The organism is Pantoea folii, assembly GCF_056678875.1.
In genome coordinates this window covers 628,150-642,564 of the sequence record NZ_JBWXON010000001.1, presented here as the reverse complement: position 1 = coordinate 642,564, position 14,415 = coordinate 628,150, and the positions used below count along the sequence as shown (strand labels likewise).

16 protein-coding genes are annotated in these 14,415 nt (G+C 54.2%); 10 read left to right on the top strand and 6 right to left on the bottom strand.

All coding sequences use genetic code 11. The features are described 5' to 3' along the window. The first annotated feature begins 14 nt into the window (after window positions 1-14). Entirely contained in the window at window positions 15-434 is a 420-nt protein-coding gene (gene dksA, locus AC1MDE_RS03090) for an RNA polymerase-binding protein DksA (protein WP_058960436.1), read from the top strand. A 32-nt stretch (window positions 435-466) separates the two neighbouring features. On the opposite strand, the gene AC1MDE_RS03085 is transcribed toward dksA, so the two are convergent. After that, window positions 467-1,138 (bottom strand): O-methyltransferase, encoded by a 672-nt coding sequence (locus AC1MDE_RS03085; RefSeq protein ID WP_479399936.1) that lies wholly within the window; start codon window positions 1,136-1,138, stop codon window positions 467-469. 81 nt (window positions 1,139-1,219) lie between these two features. On the opposite strand from AC1MDE_RS03085, the gene AC1MDE_RS03080 reads away from it, so the two are divergent. Beyond that, window positions 1,220-1,858 (top strand): TetR/AcrR family transcriptional regulator, encoded by a 639-nt coding sequence (locus AC1MDE_RS03080; protein ID WP_160866935.1) that lies wholly within the window; start codon window positions 1,220-1,222, stop codon window positions 1,856-1,858. Between the two features lie 137 nt (window positions 1,859-1,995). Beyond that, the gene (locus AC1MDE_RS03075; RefSeq protein WP_034822403.1) at window positions 1,996-2,817 is read left to right on the top strand and encodes a Cof-type HAD-IIB family hydrolase; all 822 of its coding nucleotides are present in this window, start codon (window positions 1,996-1,998) and stop codon (window positions 2,815-2,817) included. Window positions 2,818-2,893: 76 nt separating this feature from the next. Here the strand turns inward: AC1MDE_RS03075 and AC1MDE_RS03070 are convergent, their stop codons facing one another. Then, complete coding sequence (locus tag AC1MDE_RS03070) at window positions 2,894-4,069, bottom strand: MFS transporter (protein ID WP_480344239.1); 1,176 nt, start codon at window positions 4,067-4,069, stop codon at window positions 2,894-2,896. A gap of 102 nt (window positions 4,070-4,171) precedes the next feature. Between AC1MDE_RS03070 and AC1MDE_RS03065 the strand changes: the two genes are divergently transcribed. Continuing rightward, window positions 4,172-5,086 (top strand): LysR family transcriptional regulator, encoded by a 915-nt coding sequence (locus AC1MDE_RS03065; protein ID WP_479401767.1) that lies wholly within the window; start codon window positions 4,172-4,174, stop codon window positions 5,084-5,086. On the opposite strand, the gene AC1MDE_RS03060 is transcribed toward AC1MDE_RS03065, so the two are convergent. Beyond that, entirely contained in the window at window positions 5,071-5,961 is an 891-nt protein-coding gene (locus tag AC1MDE_RS03060) for an SDR family oxidoreductase (protein WP_479401765.1), read from the bottom strand. The genes AC1MDE_RS03065 and AC1MDE_RS03060 overlap by 16 nt on opposite strands. A 103-nt stretch (window positions 5,962-6,064) precedes the next feature. Between AC1MDE_RS03060 and AC1MDE_RS03055 the strand changes: the two genes are divergently transcribed. Then, window positions 6,065-6,889, top strand: a complete 825-nt coding sequence (locus AC1MDE_RS03055; RefSeq protein WP_479401763.1) for a helix-turn-helix transcriptional regulator — start codon at window positions 6,065-6,067, stop codon at window positions 6,887-6,889. Here AC1MDE_RS03055 and AC1MDE_RS03050 read toward each other — a convergent pair. Beyond that, window positions 6,831-7,262, bottom strand: a complete 432-nt coding sequence (locus tag AC1MDE_RS03050) for a winged helix-turn-helix transcriptional regulator (protein ID WP_479401762.1) — start codon at window positions 7,260-7,262, stop codon at window positions 6,831-6,833. The two genes, AC1MDE_RS03055 and AC1MDE_RS03050, sit on opposite strands and share 59 nt — an antisense overlap. 109 nt (window positions 7,263-7,371) lie before the next feature. On the opposite strand from AC1MDE_RS03050, the gene AC1MDE_RS03045 reads away from it, so the two are divergent. Beyond that, window positions 7,372-8,421 (top strand): NAD(P)-dependent alcohol dehydrogenase, encoded by a 1,050-nt coding sequence (locus AC1MDE_RS03045; protein WP_480344236.1) that lies wholly within the window; start codon window positions 7,372-7,374, stop codon window positions 8,419-8,421. A 34-nt stretch (window positions 8,422-8,455) separates the two neighbouring features. Here AC1MDE_RS03045 and AC1MDE_RS03040 read toward each other — a convergent pair whose 3' ends face one another. Further along, entirely contained in the window at window positions 8,456-9,379 is a 924-nt protein-coding gene (locus tag AC1MDE_RS03040) for a formyltransferase family protein (RefSeq protein ID WP_479401759.1), read from the bottom strand. Between the two features lie 168 nt (window positions 9,380-9,547). Between AC1MDE_RS03040 and AC1MDE_RS03035 the strand changes: the two genes are divergently transcribed. Then, on the top strand, window positions 9,548-10,183 hold the full coding sequence (locus tag AC1MDE_RS03035) for a DUF2268 domain-containing putative Zn-dependent protease (RefSeq protein ID WP_058960428.1): 636 nt from the start codon (window positions 9,548-9,550) through the stop codon (window positions 10,181-10,183). Between the two features lie 8 nt (window positions 10,184-10,191). Here the strand turns inward: AC1MDE_RS03035 and AC1MDE_RS03030 are convergent, their stop codons facing one another. After that, the gene (locus AC1MDE_RS03030) at window positions 10,192-10,632 is read right to left on the bottom strand and encodes an ester cyclase (RefSeq protein ID WP_058960427.1); all 441 of its coding nucleotides are present in this window, start codon (window positions 10,630-10,632) and stop codon (window positions 10,192-10,194) included. Between the two features lie 110 nt (window positions 10,633-10,742). Here AC1MDE_RS03030 and AC1MDE_RS03025 point away from each other — a divergent pair, with 110 nt between their 5' ends. From AC1MDE_RS03025 to AC1MDE_RS03015, 3 genes are all read left to right on the top strand, one after another. Continuing rightward, complete coding sequence (locus AC1MDE_RS03025) at window positions 10,743-11,654, top strand: LysR family transcriptional regulator (protein ID WP_058960426.1); 912 nt, start codon at window positions 10,743-10,745, stop codon at window positions 11,652-11,654. Window positions 11,655-11,797: 143 nt separating this feature from the next. Then, window positions 11,798-12,439: an aspartate/glutamate racemase family protein gene (locus AC1MDE_RS03020; RefSeq protein WP_058960425.1), complete on the top strand. Its 642-nt coding sequence runs from the start codon at window positions 11,798-11,800 to the stop codon at window positions 12,437-12,439. 137 nt (window positions 12,440-12,576) lie between these two features. After that, entirely contained in the window at window positions 12,577-14,412 is a 1,836-nt protein-coding gene (locus tag AC1MDE_RS03015; RefSeq protein WP_480344233.1) for a methyl-accepting chemotaxis protein, read from the top strand. Window positions 14,413-14,415 lie beyond the last annotated feature (3 nt).

The window sequence follows — 14,415 nt, the reverse complement described above, 5'->3', positions numbered from 1 at the left end:
TAAGGAATTTCAATATGACCAAACCCACAGCAGCCGAGCAGCAAAACCTTCTCAGTATGCCGCCAGAAGAGTATATGAATCCTCACCAGAGTGACTATTTTTTGCGCTTATTACGTTTTGAGCGGCAGGAACTGCTCGAACATATCGACTACCTGAAAACGCAGCTGCAACGCAGTGAACAGCAAGGGGATGAAGCGGATAAAGCGATCCGCGAAGAGGAGTTACGCTTATTGTTTCGTCAGATTGATCGCGAAAGCCGCCTGCTGCCGAAAATTGATGCCGCCATGCAGCGTATTCATCATGGTGAATATGGCTATTGCCGTGAGACGGGCGATCCGATAGGCCTGGCGCGTTTGCTGCTGCGACCCACGGCGGAACTTTCAATTGATGCGAAGATTAAGCAGGAGCGGGTTGAAGCGCAGTACCGAAAATGACAGTCACCCAGAGCACAGGCTCTGGGTGCTGATTACTTTGAACGTCCCAGCCACATTGACACTTCAACGCCATCGTTAAACGGCAGCGACAGATAGCCACGCCCGCTGTGCACATTTTCGAGATATTCGGGGCTGAAATCGGCATCATCGGCGACGATCAGCGCACCAGGGCGCAAATGTGATTCAACCAGCGCCAGTATCTCAGGGTAAATTGCCTTGGCGCCATCCAGCACCAGCATATCGATGGCAGCAGGCAGGTCGCGGCTCAACGTATGCAGCGCGTCACCCACGCGCACTTCAATCAAATCACTCACGCCCGCATCCGCAAAATGATTACGTGCTAAGGCAACCTTGCCCGGCTCAAATTCACTGGTGATGATCTTTCCGCCGCCGTTATCGCGTAACGCTGCCGCGAGATGTAGCGTTGAAATACCAAAGGAGGTGCCAAACTCCACTATCGACTGCGCCTTGGTGCTGCGTGCCAGCATATACAGCAGTTTGCCAGTCTCACGCGACACCGCCAGTGGCACATTTTTCAGATGACCATAGAGTTCGAGATAATCTGTTTTGCTCTGCAACAGGCGATTTTGCTCTTCATCGGACATCACGCGGAAGGCTTCATTGGTCGGATGCGCCATATTGTCGGCCAGTTCGAACAGGTAGTTAAGCAGCGGCGCCAGGGGCGCGGAAGTTAAGGTATTCATGGTGATTCTCCGTGGATTAATCTGTGCGAACAGAATACGATGAATCATTCGCATTTCACTATTCGTGTTCAGGAGCATCAGATGGCTGAACGCCGTAACGCTAAGATTTCAGAGAGAAAAAAGCCGCAACAAGCGCGATCCAGCGAGCTGGTTTCGGCGATTTTGCAAGCCGCTACTCAGGTTTTGGAACAGGAAGGCGCCACGCGGTTTACCACCGCACGTGTGGCGGAGCGTGCTGGTGTGAGTATTGGATCGTTGTATCAATACTTTCCCAATAAAGCGGCTATCCTCTTTCGATTACAGAGCGAGGAGTGGCAACGCACCGGCGATCTTTTAGGATCAATCCTGCGCAATCGAGATGTGCCTGCGGGTGAACGTCTGCACCAACTCACGCTCGCTTTCTTGCACTCAGAGTGTGAAGAAGCGGCAATGCGTACCGCACTTAACGATGCAGCGCCGTTATACCGTGATGCACCGGAAGTGGCAGCCGCGCGCGCGGCGGGTGAAAACGTGATGAGTGACTTCCTGTATGAGTTATTGCCCCAGTTGGAAGAGAAACAACGTCTGCGCGCTGCGGACCTGATCAACAGCACACTGGGTAACGTGGGCAAGCATTTTTCCGAAACACCGCGCACTGAGGCGGAGATTCTCGACTACGCAAAGGACATGGCAGAGATGTTCTGTGTCTGGATCAGGGAAAAAGGGGCGGATTTGCAGTAAAAGATGGCACTGGAAATCTCTGAAAGCGGTTAACAATCTCATTATTACCATTCTCATTAATCCACACCGCGAGTAAGCTCTATGAAAACCTTTTCACAGCTGGATGGAATGCTGGTCAAACGATACGGGAGAGTAAGATGGCAGTAAAAATGATTGCGGTGGATATGGATGGGACTTTTCTCGATGACAACAAACAGTACAACGCCCAGCGTTTTGCGCGCCAGTACGCTTTGTTGAAAGAGAAGGGCGTTCGTTTTGTGGTCGCCAGTGGCAATCAGTATTACCAGTTACAACGCTACTTCCCGGATATCAAAGATGAAATCGCCTTTGTCGCCGAGAACGGTGCCTGGGTGTCAGACAGCAATGAAGAGATCTTCTGCGGCGAATTGGCGCCAGAACGCGTCCATCAAATTTTGGATATTCTGGCTAAAGAGCCGGATATCAGCACCGTGGTATGCGGTCGCAACGGCGCTTATGTGCACACCTCGATGCCGGAAGAGGTGATTGCGATGCTGGCGAATCACTATCATCGCCTGGAAAAGCGCGACAACCTGTACGATATCGATGACACCATCTTTAAGTTCTCGTTGAATCTGGCACACGAAGGGGTGGATGCCCTGATGGAGCGTTTGCACAAAGAACTGGGCGCGATTGAAAATATCATGCATCCGGTCTCAAGCGGCTTTGGCTTTGTCGATCTGATCATTCCAGGTTGCCATAAAGCGCACGGCATCGCGCTGCTACAGGAAAAATGGGGCATCGACGATTGCGAAGTGCTGGCCATTGGCGACAGCGCCAATGACCTCGAAATGCTGCGTCAGGCGTGCTACAGCTTTTCGATGGCCAATGCAGCCGCGCCCGTGGCCGCTGTTGCGCGTTATAAAACCGACAGCAATAACGACGAAGGTGCGCTTAACGTGATAGCACGCTTGCTGGCACGCGAAGAGCCGTTTGGCTAATCCCTCGCGGCAGAGTTTATCGAGCCAGAGCTAAACTTTTAGCTGGGCGATCGATTCTGCCGCTACCTTTATCACCTCAGGCCTCACGTCTCGCTAACCTTTTTTCCATCCTCTTAATCAGCGGTGGCAAGAGTAATGCGCTGCCGGCAACCAGCACCCAGAATATGATGGGTAGTGGGGCTGCTATCTCAAAAGTCATGGCCGAAACAAAAAAGGCGAGGGTGGTACTCAATGACATCAGCGCCGTTTGCAGGGACAGGAAACCAGCCCGACTGGCCTCATTTGGAAATCTCGTCGTCACACACGACACCACCACCAATCGTCCGTAAGCCCCGCTCAGAAACAGCCCCATGAATAATGCGCTGGCATGCAAACCTGTCATGGGAAGCAGCATGCTGACCAGTAATATCAGCGTTGAGACAACGGCTAAGGTGTAGCTGGACCAGTGAGCCAATAGTTTTCCGGTAAGCTTTGTCGCCATCAACCCAGCGATGCCAGCGATGAAGAACAGCATGGGCAGCGAGGCGCTCACAGCCTGCATGTGTTGGGTCAATAAAGGCACTAAAGCAGGAATGATGAGCATAGGAGTGAATTGCGCGATGGCGTTCCCGCTGGCGAAAAACAACCATTCTGGCGTCATTGTTATCGATGATTTAGGGGCGATTTTGCGCGGGGCATCAGGAATAAACCCGGCAATAAGAAGCAAAGCTATCAGGCACAGCAAACCAATGAGTCTCGTTGCGCTATACCAGCCGAAATGTGTGCTCAAAAACAGCATGGTCGGCATCCCTGCAATGCTGACCACAGAGAAAGCGGCAATGACGGTGGCAATCATCCGTGCTCGTAATGCCGCTGGCGCGAGGCTGATTAATGAACTCATCCCCACACCCATGGTTGTTCCTCCCACTAAGCCCGCCATAAATCGTAGAACCAGCAGCAGGGTATAATCGCTCGTGAAGGTGATCAGCACCGTCAGAGCGCCTAAAAGCGCCATATTCCACAGTAAAAACCGTTTGGCGTTAACGCGGTCAATCCATTTCCAAATACATAACCCGGATAGCACTGAACCCAGGGTGTAAGTCCCCGTGACATAACCTGCATAAGTGACAGGCACTGAAAATTGAGACGCCATGTAGGCAAACAGCGGATTAAACATCATGTATTCGAGGGCATTCGTGAATTGGACAAAAGCGATAATCACAGCGATGCGGATCACAGCGAATGAACCTGATTGCGGGGTGAGGACAGGCATAGTTTGCTCCATTAAGTTACAGGAGGCCTAGTCTATTGCCCGTGCTTCATTATGATTAGAGCGATAAAGTGAGAGGATTAATTATCAAAAATGGGATAATCGATGCGCAGTAGAATCGATTTAAATGTTTTGCGGGTATTCGTCACCGTTGCAGAGAAGGGCAGTTTTATCGGCGGCGCGCGTGCCTTGAATATACCTGCATCGAATGTGAGTCGCCAGATTTCGCAGCTGGAAGAACGATTAGGGATGCGACTCATACAGCGAAGCACGCGCCAAATGAAGCTTACTGAAGCAGGGCAGATGTTTTTTGACAGCATGCGACCACTGCTGGACTCGGTGAATGAGACGGAAGCCAGATTAAGCCACGCACAAACTGAGCCGGAAGGGCTGCTACGCGTATGTTTACCAAATGGAGTCGGGCCGGTGATTTTCGGCAATCTCTTGGCTGACTTTGCACTGCGATATCCCAGAATTGAACTCCATTGTACTACCAGCCTGCAGGGAGCAGAGGCACTGTGGGATGACTGCGATGTTGTCATTGATATCAGTCGCGGCACGCGCGCCAGCAGTGATGTCATAGCTCGACCGCTGGCTTCATTACCCTGCCACATTGTTGCGGCGCCGACTTTACTGCAAAAATACGCCAGACCAACGCAAACAGAACAATTGCTGGCTCTGCCCTGCATCACCACCGTAAGTGCACTTCAGGGGCAAGCGTGGCAATTTATAACCACTGGCAAAGGATTTCGACACATCAATGTGCTGAGTCCTTTCCGTGTCGACAGTGGTGAGATGGCGATGCAAGCTGCACTGAAAGGCATCGGGTTTGCCATCCTTTCAGCGCAGGCTTGTGAGCCTTATATTCGAAGTGGGCAGTTAGAAGTGATTGAGCTTGAACTCGCTCCCGCACCCCTTGAGATTGCGCTGCTCTATCAGGAACGGAGTTTTCTTCCCGCAAGAAGCCGCGCGTTTATTGATTTCCTGCAAGAGGCGGTGCGGAATCAACGCGAAAAATAACCCGCCTCACGCATATCCTGCAGCAGTCCCGGTCCGGTGGGCTGCCAGTTAAAGGTCTGGCGCGTCCATTCACTGGAAGCCGGATTATCAATGGAAGCAAAGAACGCCATCCAGCCCAGCCACTCTTTCGCTTCTTCCATGCTCAGGCTTTTCACCGGCAGAGACAAACCTGCACCAATGGTTTCGGCGATCTGACGAAATGGGATGCCTTCTTCCTGAATCGCATGCAAAATCGTCCCGGCTTCGGCGTGCTCGGCGGCGAGGCAGAATAACTCCGCCGCATCATCACGATGCACCGCAGGCCAGCGATTCGCACCATCCCCGATATACACCGCCGCGCCTTTCTCTTTCGCCATATTAATGATCATCGGCACAAAGCCGTGGTCGCCTGCGCCGTGTACCGTGGGCGGAAGACGCACTAGCGAGACGCGCACCCCTTTATCCGCCAGCGCGAGTGCGGCGATGTTGGAGTCGGAACGAGGATGGCCGCCGGAAACCGGTTGAGTCTGCTCAACCGCGAGCCGTCCTGGCGAGACCAACGCAGTGCCGGTGGTCACCACCAGCGGACGATTGGATCCGGCCAGCACTTCACCCATCGCCAGAATCGCCTGCTGATCGATAGCCGCTGCGTGATCCATGCGGCTGAAATCATGAATGTATCCGGCATGGATCACACCGTCACTCTGTTCCACGGCGCTACGCAGGCTGGCAATATCTTCTAAATCGCCGCGCATCACCTGGACTCCCTGCTGGTGCAGTTTCTCTGCTGACGCGTCACTGCGTGCCAGTCCAAGCACGTCCAAGCCGCGTGCCTGCAGTTTTTTCACAATGGCCGAACCGATAAAGCCGCTTGCGCCGGTCACAAAAAGTCGCATATTCGTACTCCTATTTCTGGCTGTTGAAGCACTATGATAAAAGTCTGCGGCGCGGCGAAAAGTCGTGAGCTTATACAGGTATAGGTACTAACAGGATAACGCCATGACCCAACAAGACGACAATCTGCTCGGCAACTACCTGCGTGAACGACGTCAGCGACTGGATGCCGGCAAACTCGGCTATCCGTTGCTGCGGCGTCGTACGCCCGGATTGCGTCGGGAAGAGGTGGCGGTGCGCGCCTGCGTCAGCACCACCTGGTACACCTGGCTGGAGCAGGGCAGAGGCGGTGCGCCCTCCGAAGAGGTATTGGAACGGTTATCCAAAGCGTTAGAGCTAAGTGCCGCCGAGCGCGACCACCTGTTTCTGCTGGCGCAAAATCGTTTGCCGGGCGTCACCTGGCAGGTGGGCGTGGATGTTTCACCCTCGTTGCAACGCGTCCTGGATAGCATGACGCACACGCCCGCGCTGGTGAAAACCGCTGAATGGCAGGTGGTGGCGTGGAACCATGCGGCGACCAAAGTATTCGTGGATTACGCCCAACTGCCGCCGGAACAGCGCAATATTCTATTAATGATGTTCAGCAACGAAGAGATGAAAAAACGCCTGCCGGATTGGCATCAGGTCACGCGTAACATGGTGGCGAATTTCCGTGCCGACGTAGCACGTACCGGTGCCAGCGAGCATGTGCGCACGCTGGTGGAAGAACTCAGCGCGATGAGCGAAACCTTCCGTCAACTGTGGCAATCGCAGGAAGTGAGCCAGCATGGCGAAGGGATAAAGCAACTGTGGCTACCGGACGAAGGCATGCTGGAACTCGAATATAGCACCTTCGCCGTTGAGGGTAAGCCCGGCCTGAGCCTGGTGGTGTTTAATCCTCGCTTGCTGAGAGATCGTGAGACGGTGGAACGTCTGATGGCACGTCCGTAGCCGCGCGCAGGTTGGCGTCCATTGCATCCAGCGCCGCCTGATTCTCCAGTCCCCACTGGTACATCTGTTCGATTGGGGCTGCAAAGGCCTGTCCCAGCGGCGTCAAACGGTAATCCACTTTCGGTGGAACCACGTCGTACACATGGCGGGCAATCAATCCGCGCTGCTCCAGCTCTTTCAGTGTCTGAAACAGCATCTTTTTTGAAATTCCCTGCAGGCTGCGTTGCAGTTCCCCGGTTCGGGCACGTTGTCCCGGCCAGTGATAAAGCGCGTGCAGCACCATGCTGCTCCACTTCAGCGAGAACAGGTCCATCAAGCGACGCGGCGGGGAATCCGTATAAAAAACCAGTTTACCGTCAACCCAGGCTGGCATCGGTGTCTCTCCTTATGGTCACCAAATGGTGACTACTATCATTTTTGCACCACGTTGACTATAGTCTGCCGCCTTCAACTCAATAACGCCAGCACCTTGCGGAGGCACCATGAAAATCAACGCATTAGTCGCACACGACGCGGCAAAACCTTTAGTATCCAGCCAGATCGCGCTGCGTCCACTGCAGCCGCAGGACGTGAAAATCGATATCCTGTACTGCGGCGTGTGTCACTCCGATCTGCATATGGCACGTAACGAATGGGCGGTCAGTCGTTATCCGCTGGTGCCGGGCCACGAAATCGTCGGTCGCGTGCGGGAAACCGGTGCAGCGGTCACTAACTTCAAGGTCGGTGATGTGGTGGGTGTCGGCGTGATGGTTGATTCTTGTCGTGAATGCCATTTCTGCCAGCAGCAGGAAGAGCAGTACTGCGAAGCCGGATTTACCGCGACCTATAACGGTATCGACAAACACACTGGCGACAGCACCTGGGGCGGCTATGCACAGAATGTGGTGGTTGATCAGCATTTTGTGGTGTCAGTGCCGCAGAACCTGCCGCTGGCAGGCGTTGCGCCGTTGCTGTGTGCGGGCGTCACCGTTTGGTCACCGTTGCGTCACTTCAAGGTGCAGGCTGGTGACAAAGTCGGCGTCGTGGGTTTAGGCGGGCTTGGGCATATGGCGGTAAAACTGGCGAGTGCGATGGGTGCGGAAGTGACGCTATTCACTACCTCTCCGGAAAAAGGTGCCGATGCGCGACGTCTGGGGGCCAGCCGCGTGGTGGTCTCACGCGATGCGGAACAGATGGCAGCGGCGCGAACCTCTCTCGATTTCATTATCGACTGCGTGTCCGCGCCTCACGATCTCGATCCCTACCTCGCCACGCTCAAAACCAATGGTCGTTTGGTGCTGGTAGGCATTCCGGAACAACCGCATCAGGCTCCTGACGTCACGCCGATGGTCTTCCGTCGCCTGAGCATCAGCGGCTCATCCATCGGCAGCATCAAAGAGACGCAGGAGATGCTGGATTTCTGCGGCGAACACAACATCACGGCAGATATCGAATTGATTGCGGGTGAAGCAGTCGAAGATGCATTCGTGCGCATGCTGAAAGGTGATGTGAAATATCGCTTTGTGATTGATATGGCAGCGACCCGCTGGTGATAAAGGTTGGCGATTTCAGCCTGAAATCGCCAGCTCAACATGACTTCAGTTGCATCCCCACGCACAGTGAGAAGTGCTGCACGAGCTGCGCCGCACTAAGATTGTCGTGATGCGATAACCCCGTCGCGACAATTTCCAGCACATTTTCGCCACAGGCGATATAAAGCGGATCGATGGAAATAATGCTGCCCGCTGCGTGCTGATGCGACTGGGTAATCACGCGGCTTTTCCACACGATAAAACGCTGTTCTCCCATCAGGCTATACGCACCAGGCCACGGATAAGCAACGCCGCGAATCAGAGCATGAATCTCATCGGCAGACTGATGCCAGTGAATCTGCCCATCCTCAGGCTTTCGTTGTCCCGGTTCGCTGGCGAGACTTTCATCCTGCACGCTTTCAATCAAACTACCCGCCCGCAGAGCGCGCAGCCAGTTTGGCAACTGTTCACGTGTGGTGCGTACCAGTTTGCGATGTAATGAAAGCGCCTCATCTTCATCAGTGATAGCGACACGGCTTTGCGCCAGAATTGGCCCGCCATCTGGCACGTCATTAATGCGATGAAGCGTCACCCCGGTTTCACGCTCATTGCGGATAATCACCCAGTTGAGATGCGCACGTCCGCGATAGGCGGGCAGCAGCGAAGCATGCACATTGAATGCGCCTTTTTTGGCGGTAGCAATCATGGCAGGAGAGAGCGCTTGTCGATAAGACAGGGTCAAAATCGCATCGGGTTGCAGCGACGCTACTTTGGCAATCCATTCTGGCGTGTTGATATCGTCCGGACAAAACACCGGGATCTGTTGCTGCAGCGCCATGGCTTCAACCGAGTCAAAGAAGCTATTTTCCTGATGGGCGCCCGCGTGGGTGAACACGCAGACCACTTCAAATCCCACTTCCTGCAAACTCTCCAGCGCCGCGCATCCCATCTCATGATACGCACATAACACGACTTTCATTCTTCCGCCTGTGAACACTGATTAACGTCTGGTGCTTAGCATAGCAGGGGAAGATTATGCCTGGCTTAAACCATGCAGTTCATCACGCTTAATCATTTGAAATTTGTCATCGCATGGATACCTGAGCATGATGTGAGTTCGTTCTATTTCACAATGGCAGGAGGCCAGATGCATTCTCTCGATCTTCACTTCATCAATGCCCGACAAACACTCTCCGCTCAACGTCCTTGGATCGATGAGGCACTGCAACGCACCTGGCGGCAGGCTAACAGCCATCTCGAGATTAATGCCTTAGATGTGGTGATCAAAGCAGGGCAGTTTGTTCTCGAAGGCAAAGGGTGTCTGGGCTACTCCCCGGAACCTGGCATCATCTATTTGACCATTGATCCGCACAGTCACGATCTCACCCAAGAGAGCCTGACGCGCATGTTTGCCCACGAACTGCATCATGCTGCCCGCTGGGATGGCCCCGGCTATGGCAGGATGTTGGGTGAAGCGCTGGTGTCTGAAGGTTTAGCCGGTCACTTCTCGCAGGAAGTGTGCGGTGGCGAGCCCGAGCCGTGGGAAACGCTGGCTCCTTCACTGTTTGCCCCTTATGTTGATCGGGCCATAGAACAGTGGTCGCAACCCTTTTACGACCATAATGCCTGGTTTTTCGGTAGCGCCGATATGCCGCGTTGGCTGGGCTACTCGCTCGGATATGCACTGGTGCGGCGGTATTTGCTGGCTCATCCGCAACAGAGTGCCGCGCAGTTAGCTTTAAATCCGGCAGCGGATTTCCATGAATATTTGATCGCGATGTAACGCGTTATCTATTGCGCTGGGAATTGCCCAATCTGCTGGAACAGCGCCATCCAGTCCTCCATATGCCAGGTGGTCGTCACGCGCTCGCCGTTCAGTAAATGGAACTCATGCAGGCGAACGTGAATACGGTGACCAGTTGGCGCGATACCCAAAAACTCGCCCTGATGTGTCCCGGTAATCTCAGCACGTACCGCCGCTTTACCCGGTTCCTGCAGCATGTCATGAACAATAATGTTGATGTCCGGGAACGCGGCGATAAAACTCGCCAGCACCGGTTTGAAACCCTCTGGTCCAGGCCCTTGCCCCGGCGCTAAAGGAATATCACTCCAGTCTTGCGTCACCGCCAGATCCAACAAATCAGGATTCTTATCACTAAACGCACGGTACAGATTTTCTACCGCAGCGCGTTCAGCTTGCAGACGTTGATTCAGTTGTTGAGTCGCAGACATAACGGAAACCTTTTAAATGAGTTAGCGGTGCATCTCACCGGCTTGTGCAGTATTCCCGAACCTGAGACTATCAATCCAACAAATGATTGATATAGAGCAATATACAAAATATGAATTTTGATGGTTTCGATCTCAATCTGCTGGTGGCCTTTAACGCCCTAATGCTGGAACGCAACGTGACGAAAGCAGCGGCGCTGGCGGGCGTGAGCCAACCGGCGATGAGTGCTGCGCTGGCGCGCTTACGCCGTGTTTTCGATGATCCGTTATTTATCCGCAGTGCGGAGGGATTGCTGCCAACGGCAAAGGCGCAGGAAATGGCGATCTCGGTGGCTGATGCGTTAGGGCAGGTGTGTCATTTAATGAAGCCGGCGGAGGACTTTGATCCCAATGACAAGCAGCGCAGTTTTACCCTGGGTCTCACTGAATACCCGCTGCATGTATTGCTGCCTGCATTAACCAAAAAGCTGGCGACGCTGGCACCCAACTGCACCATCCATGTGCGTTACTTTATTGATCGTGATGAGGTGGTTGCGCTACTGGATGCGGGGAAAATTGATATTGCGGTAGGCGTACCGCCGACCAAAGCTGAGAACCGGATTCTTTCGCAACCGCTGCTGCGCGATGACTTTGTCACGCTGGTGGGAAGCGATCATCCCATCGCGCAAAAGGAAATGAACCTGCAGGCATTTCTGTCACTGCCACATATCCTCGTTTCCCCGGAAGGCAACCGATATGGACTGGTGGATCAAAAACTGCGAGAGCAGGGATTGGCGCGCAACATCAGCCTGACGTTACCCACCATGTTTACCGTCCCTGATTTGCTCCCCGACACGGATTATGTGGCTACAGTGCTGAGCCGCGTGGCGACCACATCCGCTCATCAAGATCGGTTCGTGATGTTCGAACCGCCGCTAGCGTTGCCCTCCATCCCTTTTGATTTGCTCTGGCATCGCCGAACGCAGGACAGTTCGGCACACCGTTGGCTACGCGGAGTGATCAGCGATGTGGGGAGCTCACTATAGTGTGAATACGCATTAGTGACGGCAGGCAACAGTTGTCTCCACCGTTTAAACCTGCCAATTTACTGCACATAAATAAAACAACATCAGCTGTGCAACAGGCAGATTTGCAATCACCTTCAACTTCACACCAGGAGTTACACCGCATGTTAGGCATCATTCGCGTACTCACTCACCCAGATCAGCACTTTGTCGAAGAACATGGTCGGCTGATTTATCAGGAGTACGCTATCAACTCAATTAGCCGGGCGATCCCCGATCAGCACAAAGGCATTTTTGATGATGCCAGTGAAGCGCTGGCGGTGCCTAAGATCGTTACGCTCGGGCGGCAATTAGAGTCCGACGGCTGCAATGCGCTGTTTCTCAGCTGCGCCGCCGATCCTGGCCTTGCGGCATTGCGCGATGCCGTATCGATTCCCGTCATCAGCGCCGGTTCGGCATCGGCAAGCATTGCGCGTATGCTCAAGCGTCCTGTCGCGGTGATGGGGATTGGCGCGGCGGCCCCGGCGCCTTTCCGTCAGTTGCTGGGTGAATCCGTGCGCTACGCGCGTCCGGAAGGGGTGCTGAACACTACGGACTTGCTGAGCGCAGAAGGTCGCGCCAGCGCCCTGGCCTGTGCGGATAGTCTTTATCGCGATGGCATTGAAGTCATCGCCTTCTCATGCACCGGTTTTTCCACCATCGCGCTGGGCGACAGCATTCGCCAGCAGTTAGGGAAAGTGGCGGTGGATGCGGTGAGTGCGGCAGGCCTGTTTATCAGCCAGTTAGCCCCGCAATCCGCGCGATAACCTGCTCGCGCCGCTGCCCGGCGGCGCATAACATCCTGTAATCGTTTTTTTGTGATCTCCGCGATAAACAAATCCCGCCTCGCTCCGATAACTCCCTTACCAGAATTTACAAAAACAACATTCGCAGGAGAGGGAACATGGGGCTGGTATCCCGTTTACGTAATGTACGCATCACCCGAAAATTGTCAGCAGGATTTGGCATCGTGTTGCTGTTAGTGGCATTAGCCACCGGCATCAGCGTGCAGCGTTTCAATGCGATTCATGACATCTATCAGAAAACCAATCTGATCTACGACATCAACATTGAGGTGTTCCAGGCCAAAATTAACCGCCTCAAATACCTTTATGGTGATGATAAATCCGGCAAGGTGATGGCCGACTACGTCGCTCATGCACAGCAGCTGAATCGCGAGGCTAAACAACTCTCCTGGACAGACAATGCCCGCGCGCTGGTGGATGAACTGGATACTCATCTCGCCAGCTTCCAAAACAGTATTGGCGCGATGACGCAAGCCACGCAGCAGCTAAATAGCCAGCGAGCACAGCTCGATTCCCTGAGCCAGCAAGACATGACCTCGCGCTATATGCAGTTGATCCGCACGCCAGTGACCAATCCAGAACTGACCAATCAGATCTATGAACAGCTCTTCGCCATTAGCAACGTGCGTGAAGAAGCCTGGGCGCTGCGCTTCAATGTCTCCGATACCCTGCGCAATACCTTGCAAACCCATTTCCAGCAGGCCGATCAGGGTATGAAAGCCTTGTTGGCTCAGCTGCCACCGGAACAGCAGGGCGAATTTACCGCGCTGTGGCAGGATACCGAACGCTTTAAAGATCTCAGCCTGCAAGCGGCGGACAGCTATGGTCAGCTGCGTGCTTCAGAAGACACGGTAAAAGTCGCGGGTGATAAGAGCAGTGCGGCGATCAAAAAGATCATTGCCATCGTCAAGGAGCGCAATGATGAACTGGCGAACGGTTCAGCAACGCTATCCCTGTTGATTGGGGGGCTGGCGATTCTGTTTGGCGTACTGGTAGCGTGGTACATCATCCGTCAGATTACGCGTCCGGTATTCCACAATCTTGAGCTGGCGGAGCGCATTGCCAGCGGTGATTTAAGCTCGCAGTTTACCACCGATCGTCATGATGAACTCGGCAAGCTGACCTCGGCGATGGGGCGGATGAACGACCGTCTGCGCAGTATGATTGGCGATGTGTTGCATAGCGTCAGCAGCGTGTCGCAAGCCGCTAGCGAGATCAATCAGGGCAACCTCGATTTGTCATCACGTACCGAGCAGCAGGCGGCGGCGGTGGTGGAAACGGCTGCCAGCATGGAGCAGTTAACGGCTACCGTTAAAAATAACGCCGAGAACGCGCGGCAGGCCAGCCAGATTGCCGCAGAAGCTTCACACAATGCGAATCAGGGCGGTAAAGCGGTGCGCGATGTGGTCAGCACCATGGGGGAAATCTCCGACAGCTCGAAGAAAATCGCCGACATTACTGCCGTCATTAACAGCATCGCTTTCCAGACAAATATTCTGGCATTGAACGCGGCAGTTGAAGCGGCACGAGCCGGTGAGCAGGGGCGTGGTTTCGCCGTGGTCGCCAGTGAAGTGCGCAACCTGGCACAGCGTAGCGCCGGTGCAGCGAAAGACATCGAACAGTTGATCAGTGAGTCGGTGAGCCGCATCAGCAACGGGCATCAGCAGGTAGCGCGTGCTGGCGAAACCATGGATCAAATTCTCGGTAGCATTGCGCGCGTGAATGAGATCATGGAGGAAATTTCTGCTGCTTCCGAAGAGCAGAGCCGTGGCATTGAGCAAATTGCTCGCGCGGTAGGTGAACTTGATACCACTACCCAGCAAAACGCCACGCTGGTGAGCGCATCCTCGCATTCGGCAAACTCGCTGGAAGAACAAGCGATGATGTTAGAGCGGTTGGTCGCGCAGTTCCGCTTGCAGGGGGCGGGCCGTTAAGTT

Bases quoted from the DNA above. Each gene is read 5' to 3' on its own strand.
- AC1MDE_RS03045 (WP_480344236.1), top strand. From the start codon at position 7,372: ATGAAAATCAACGCATTAGTCGCACACGACGCGGCAAAACCTTTAGTA.
- AC1MDE_RS03025 (WP_058960426.1), top strand. From the start codon at position 10,743: ATGAATTTTGATGGTTTCGATCTCAATCTGCTGGTGGCCTTTAACGCC.
- AC1MDE_RS03015 (WP_480344233.1), top strand. From the start codon at position 12,577: ATGGGGCTGGTATCCCGTTTACGTAATGTACGCATCACCCGAAAATTG.
- AC1MDE_RS03020 (WP_058960425.1), top strand. From the start codon at position 11,798: ATGTTAGGCATCATTCGCGTACTCACTCACCCAGATCAGCACTTTGTC.
- AC1MDE_RS03030 (WP_058960427.1), bottom strand. From the start codon at position 10,632: ATGTCTGCGACTCAACAACTGAATCAACGTCTGCAAGCTGAACGCGCT.
- AC1MDE_RS03055 (WP_479401763.1), top strand. From the start codon at position 6,065: ATGACCCAACAAGACGACAATCTGCTCGGCAACTACCTGCGTGAACGA.
- AC1MDE_RS03040 (WP_479401759.1), bottom strand. From the start codon at position 9,379: ATGAAAGTCGTGTTATGTGCGTATCATGAGATGGGATGCGCGGCGCTG.
- AC1MDE_RS03060 (WP_479401765.1), bottom strand. From the start codon at position 5,961: ATGCGACTTTTTGTGACCGGCGCAAGCGGCTTTATCGGTTCGGCCATT.
- AC1MDE_RS03075 (WP_034822403.1), top strand. From the start codon at position 1,996: ATGGCAGTAAAAATGATTGCGGTGGATATGGATGGGACTTTTCTCGAT.
- AC1MDE_RS03050 (WP_479401762.1), bottom strand. From the start codon at position 7,262: ATGCCAGCCTGGGTTGACGGTAAACTGGTTTTTTATACGGATTCCCCG.
- AC1MDE_RS03085 (WP_479399936.1), bottom strand. From the start codon at position 1,138: ATGAATACCTTAACTTCCGCGCCCCTGGCGCCGCTGCTTAACTACCTG.
- AC1MDE_RS03065 (WP_479401767.1), top strand. From the start codon at position 4,172: ATGCGCAGTAGAATCGATTTAAATGTTTTGCGGGTATTCGTCACCGTT.
- AC1MDE_RS03070 (WP_480344239.1), bottom strand. From the start codon at position 4,069: ATGCCTGTCCTCACCCCGCAATCAGGTTCATTCGCTGTGATCCGCATC.
- AC1MDE_RS03080 (WP_160866935.1), top strand. From the start codon at position 1,220: ATGGCTGAACGCCGTAACGCTAAGATTTCAGAGAGAAAAAAGCCGCAA.
- AC1MDE_RS03035 (WP_058960428.1), top strand. From the start codon at position 9,548: ATGCATTCTCTCGATCTTCACTTCATCAATGCCCGACAAACACTCTCC.
- dksA (WP_058960436.1), top strand. From the start codon at position 15: ATGACCAAACCCACAGCAGCCGAGCAGCAAAACCTTCTCAGTATGCCG.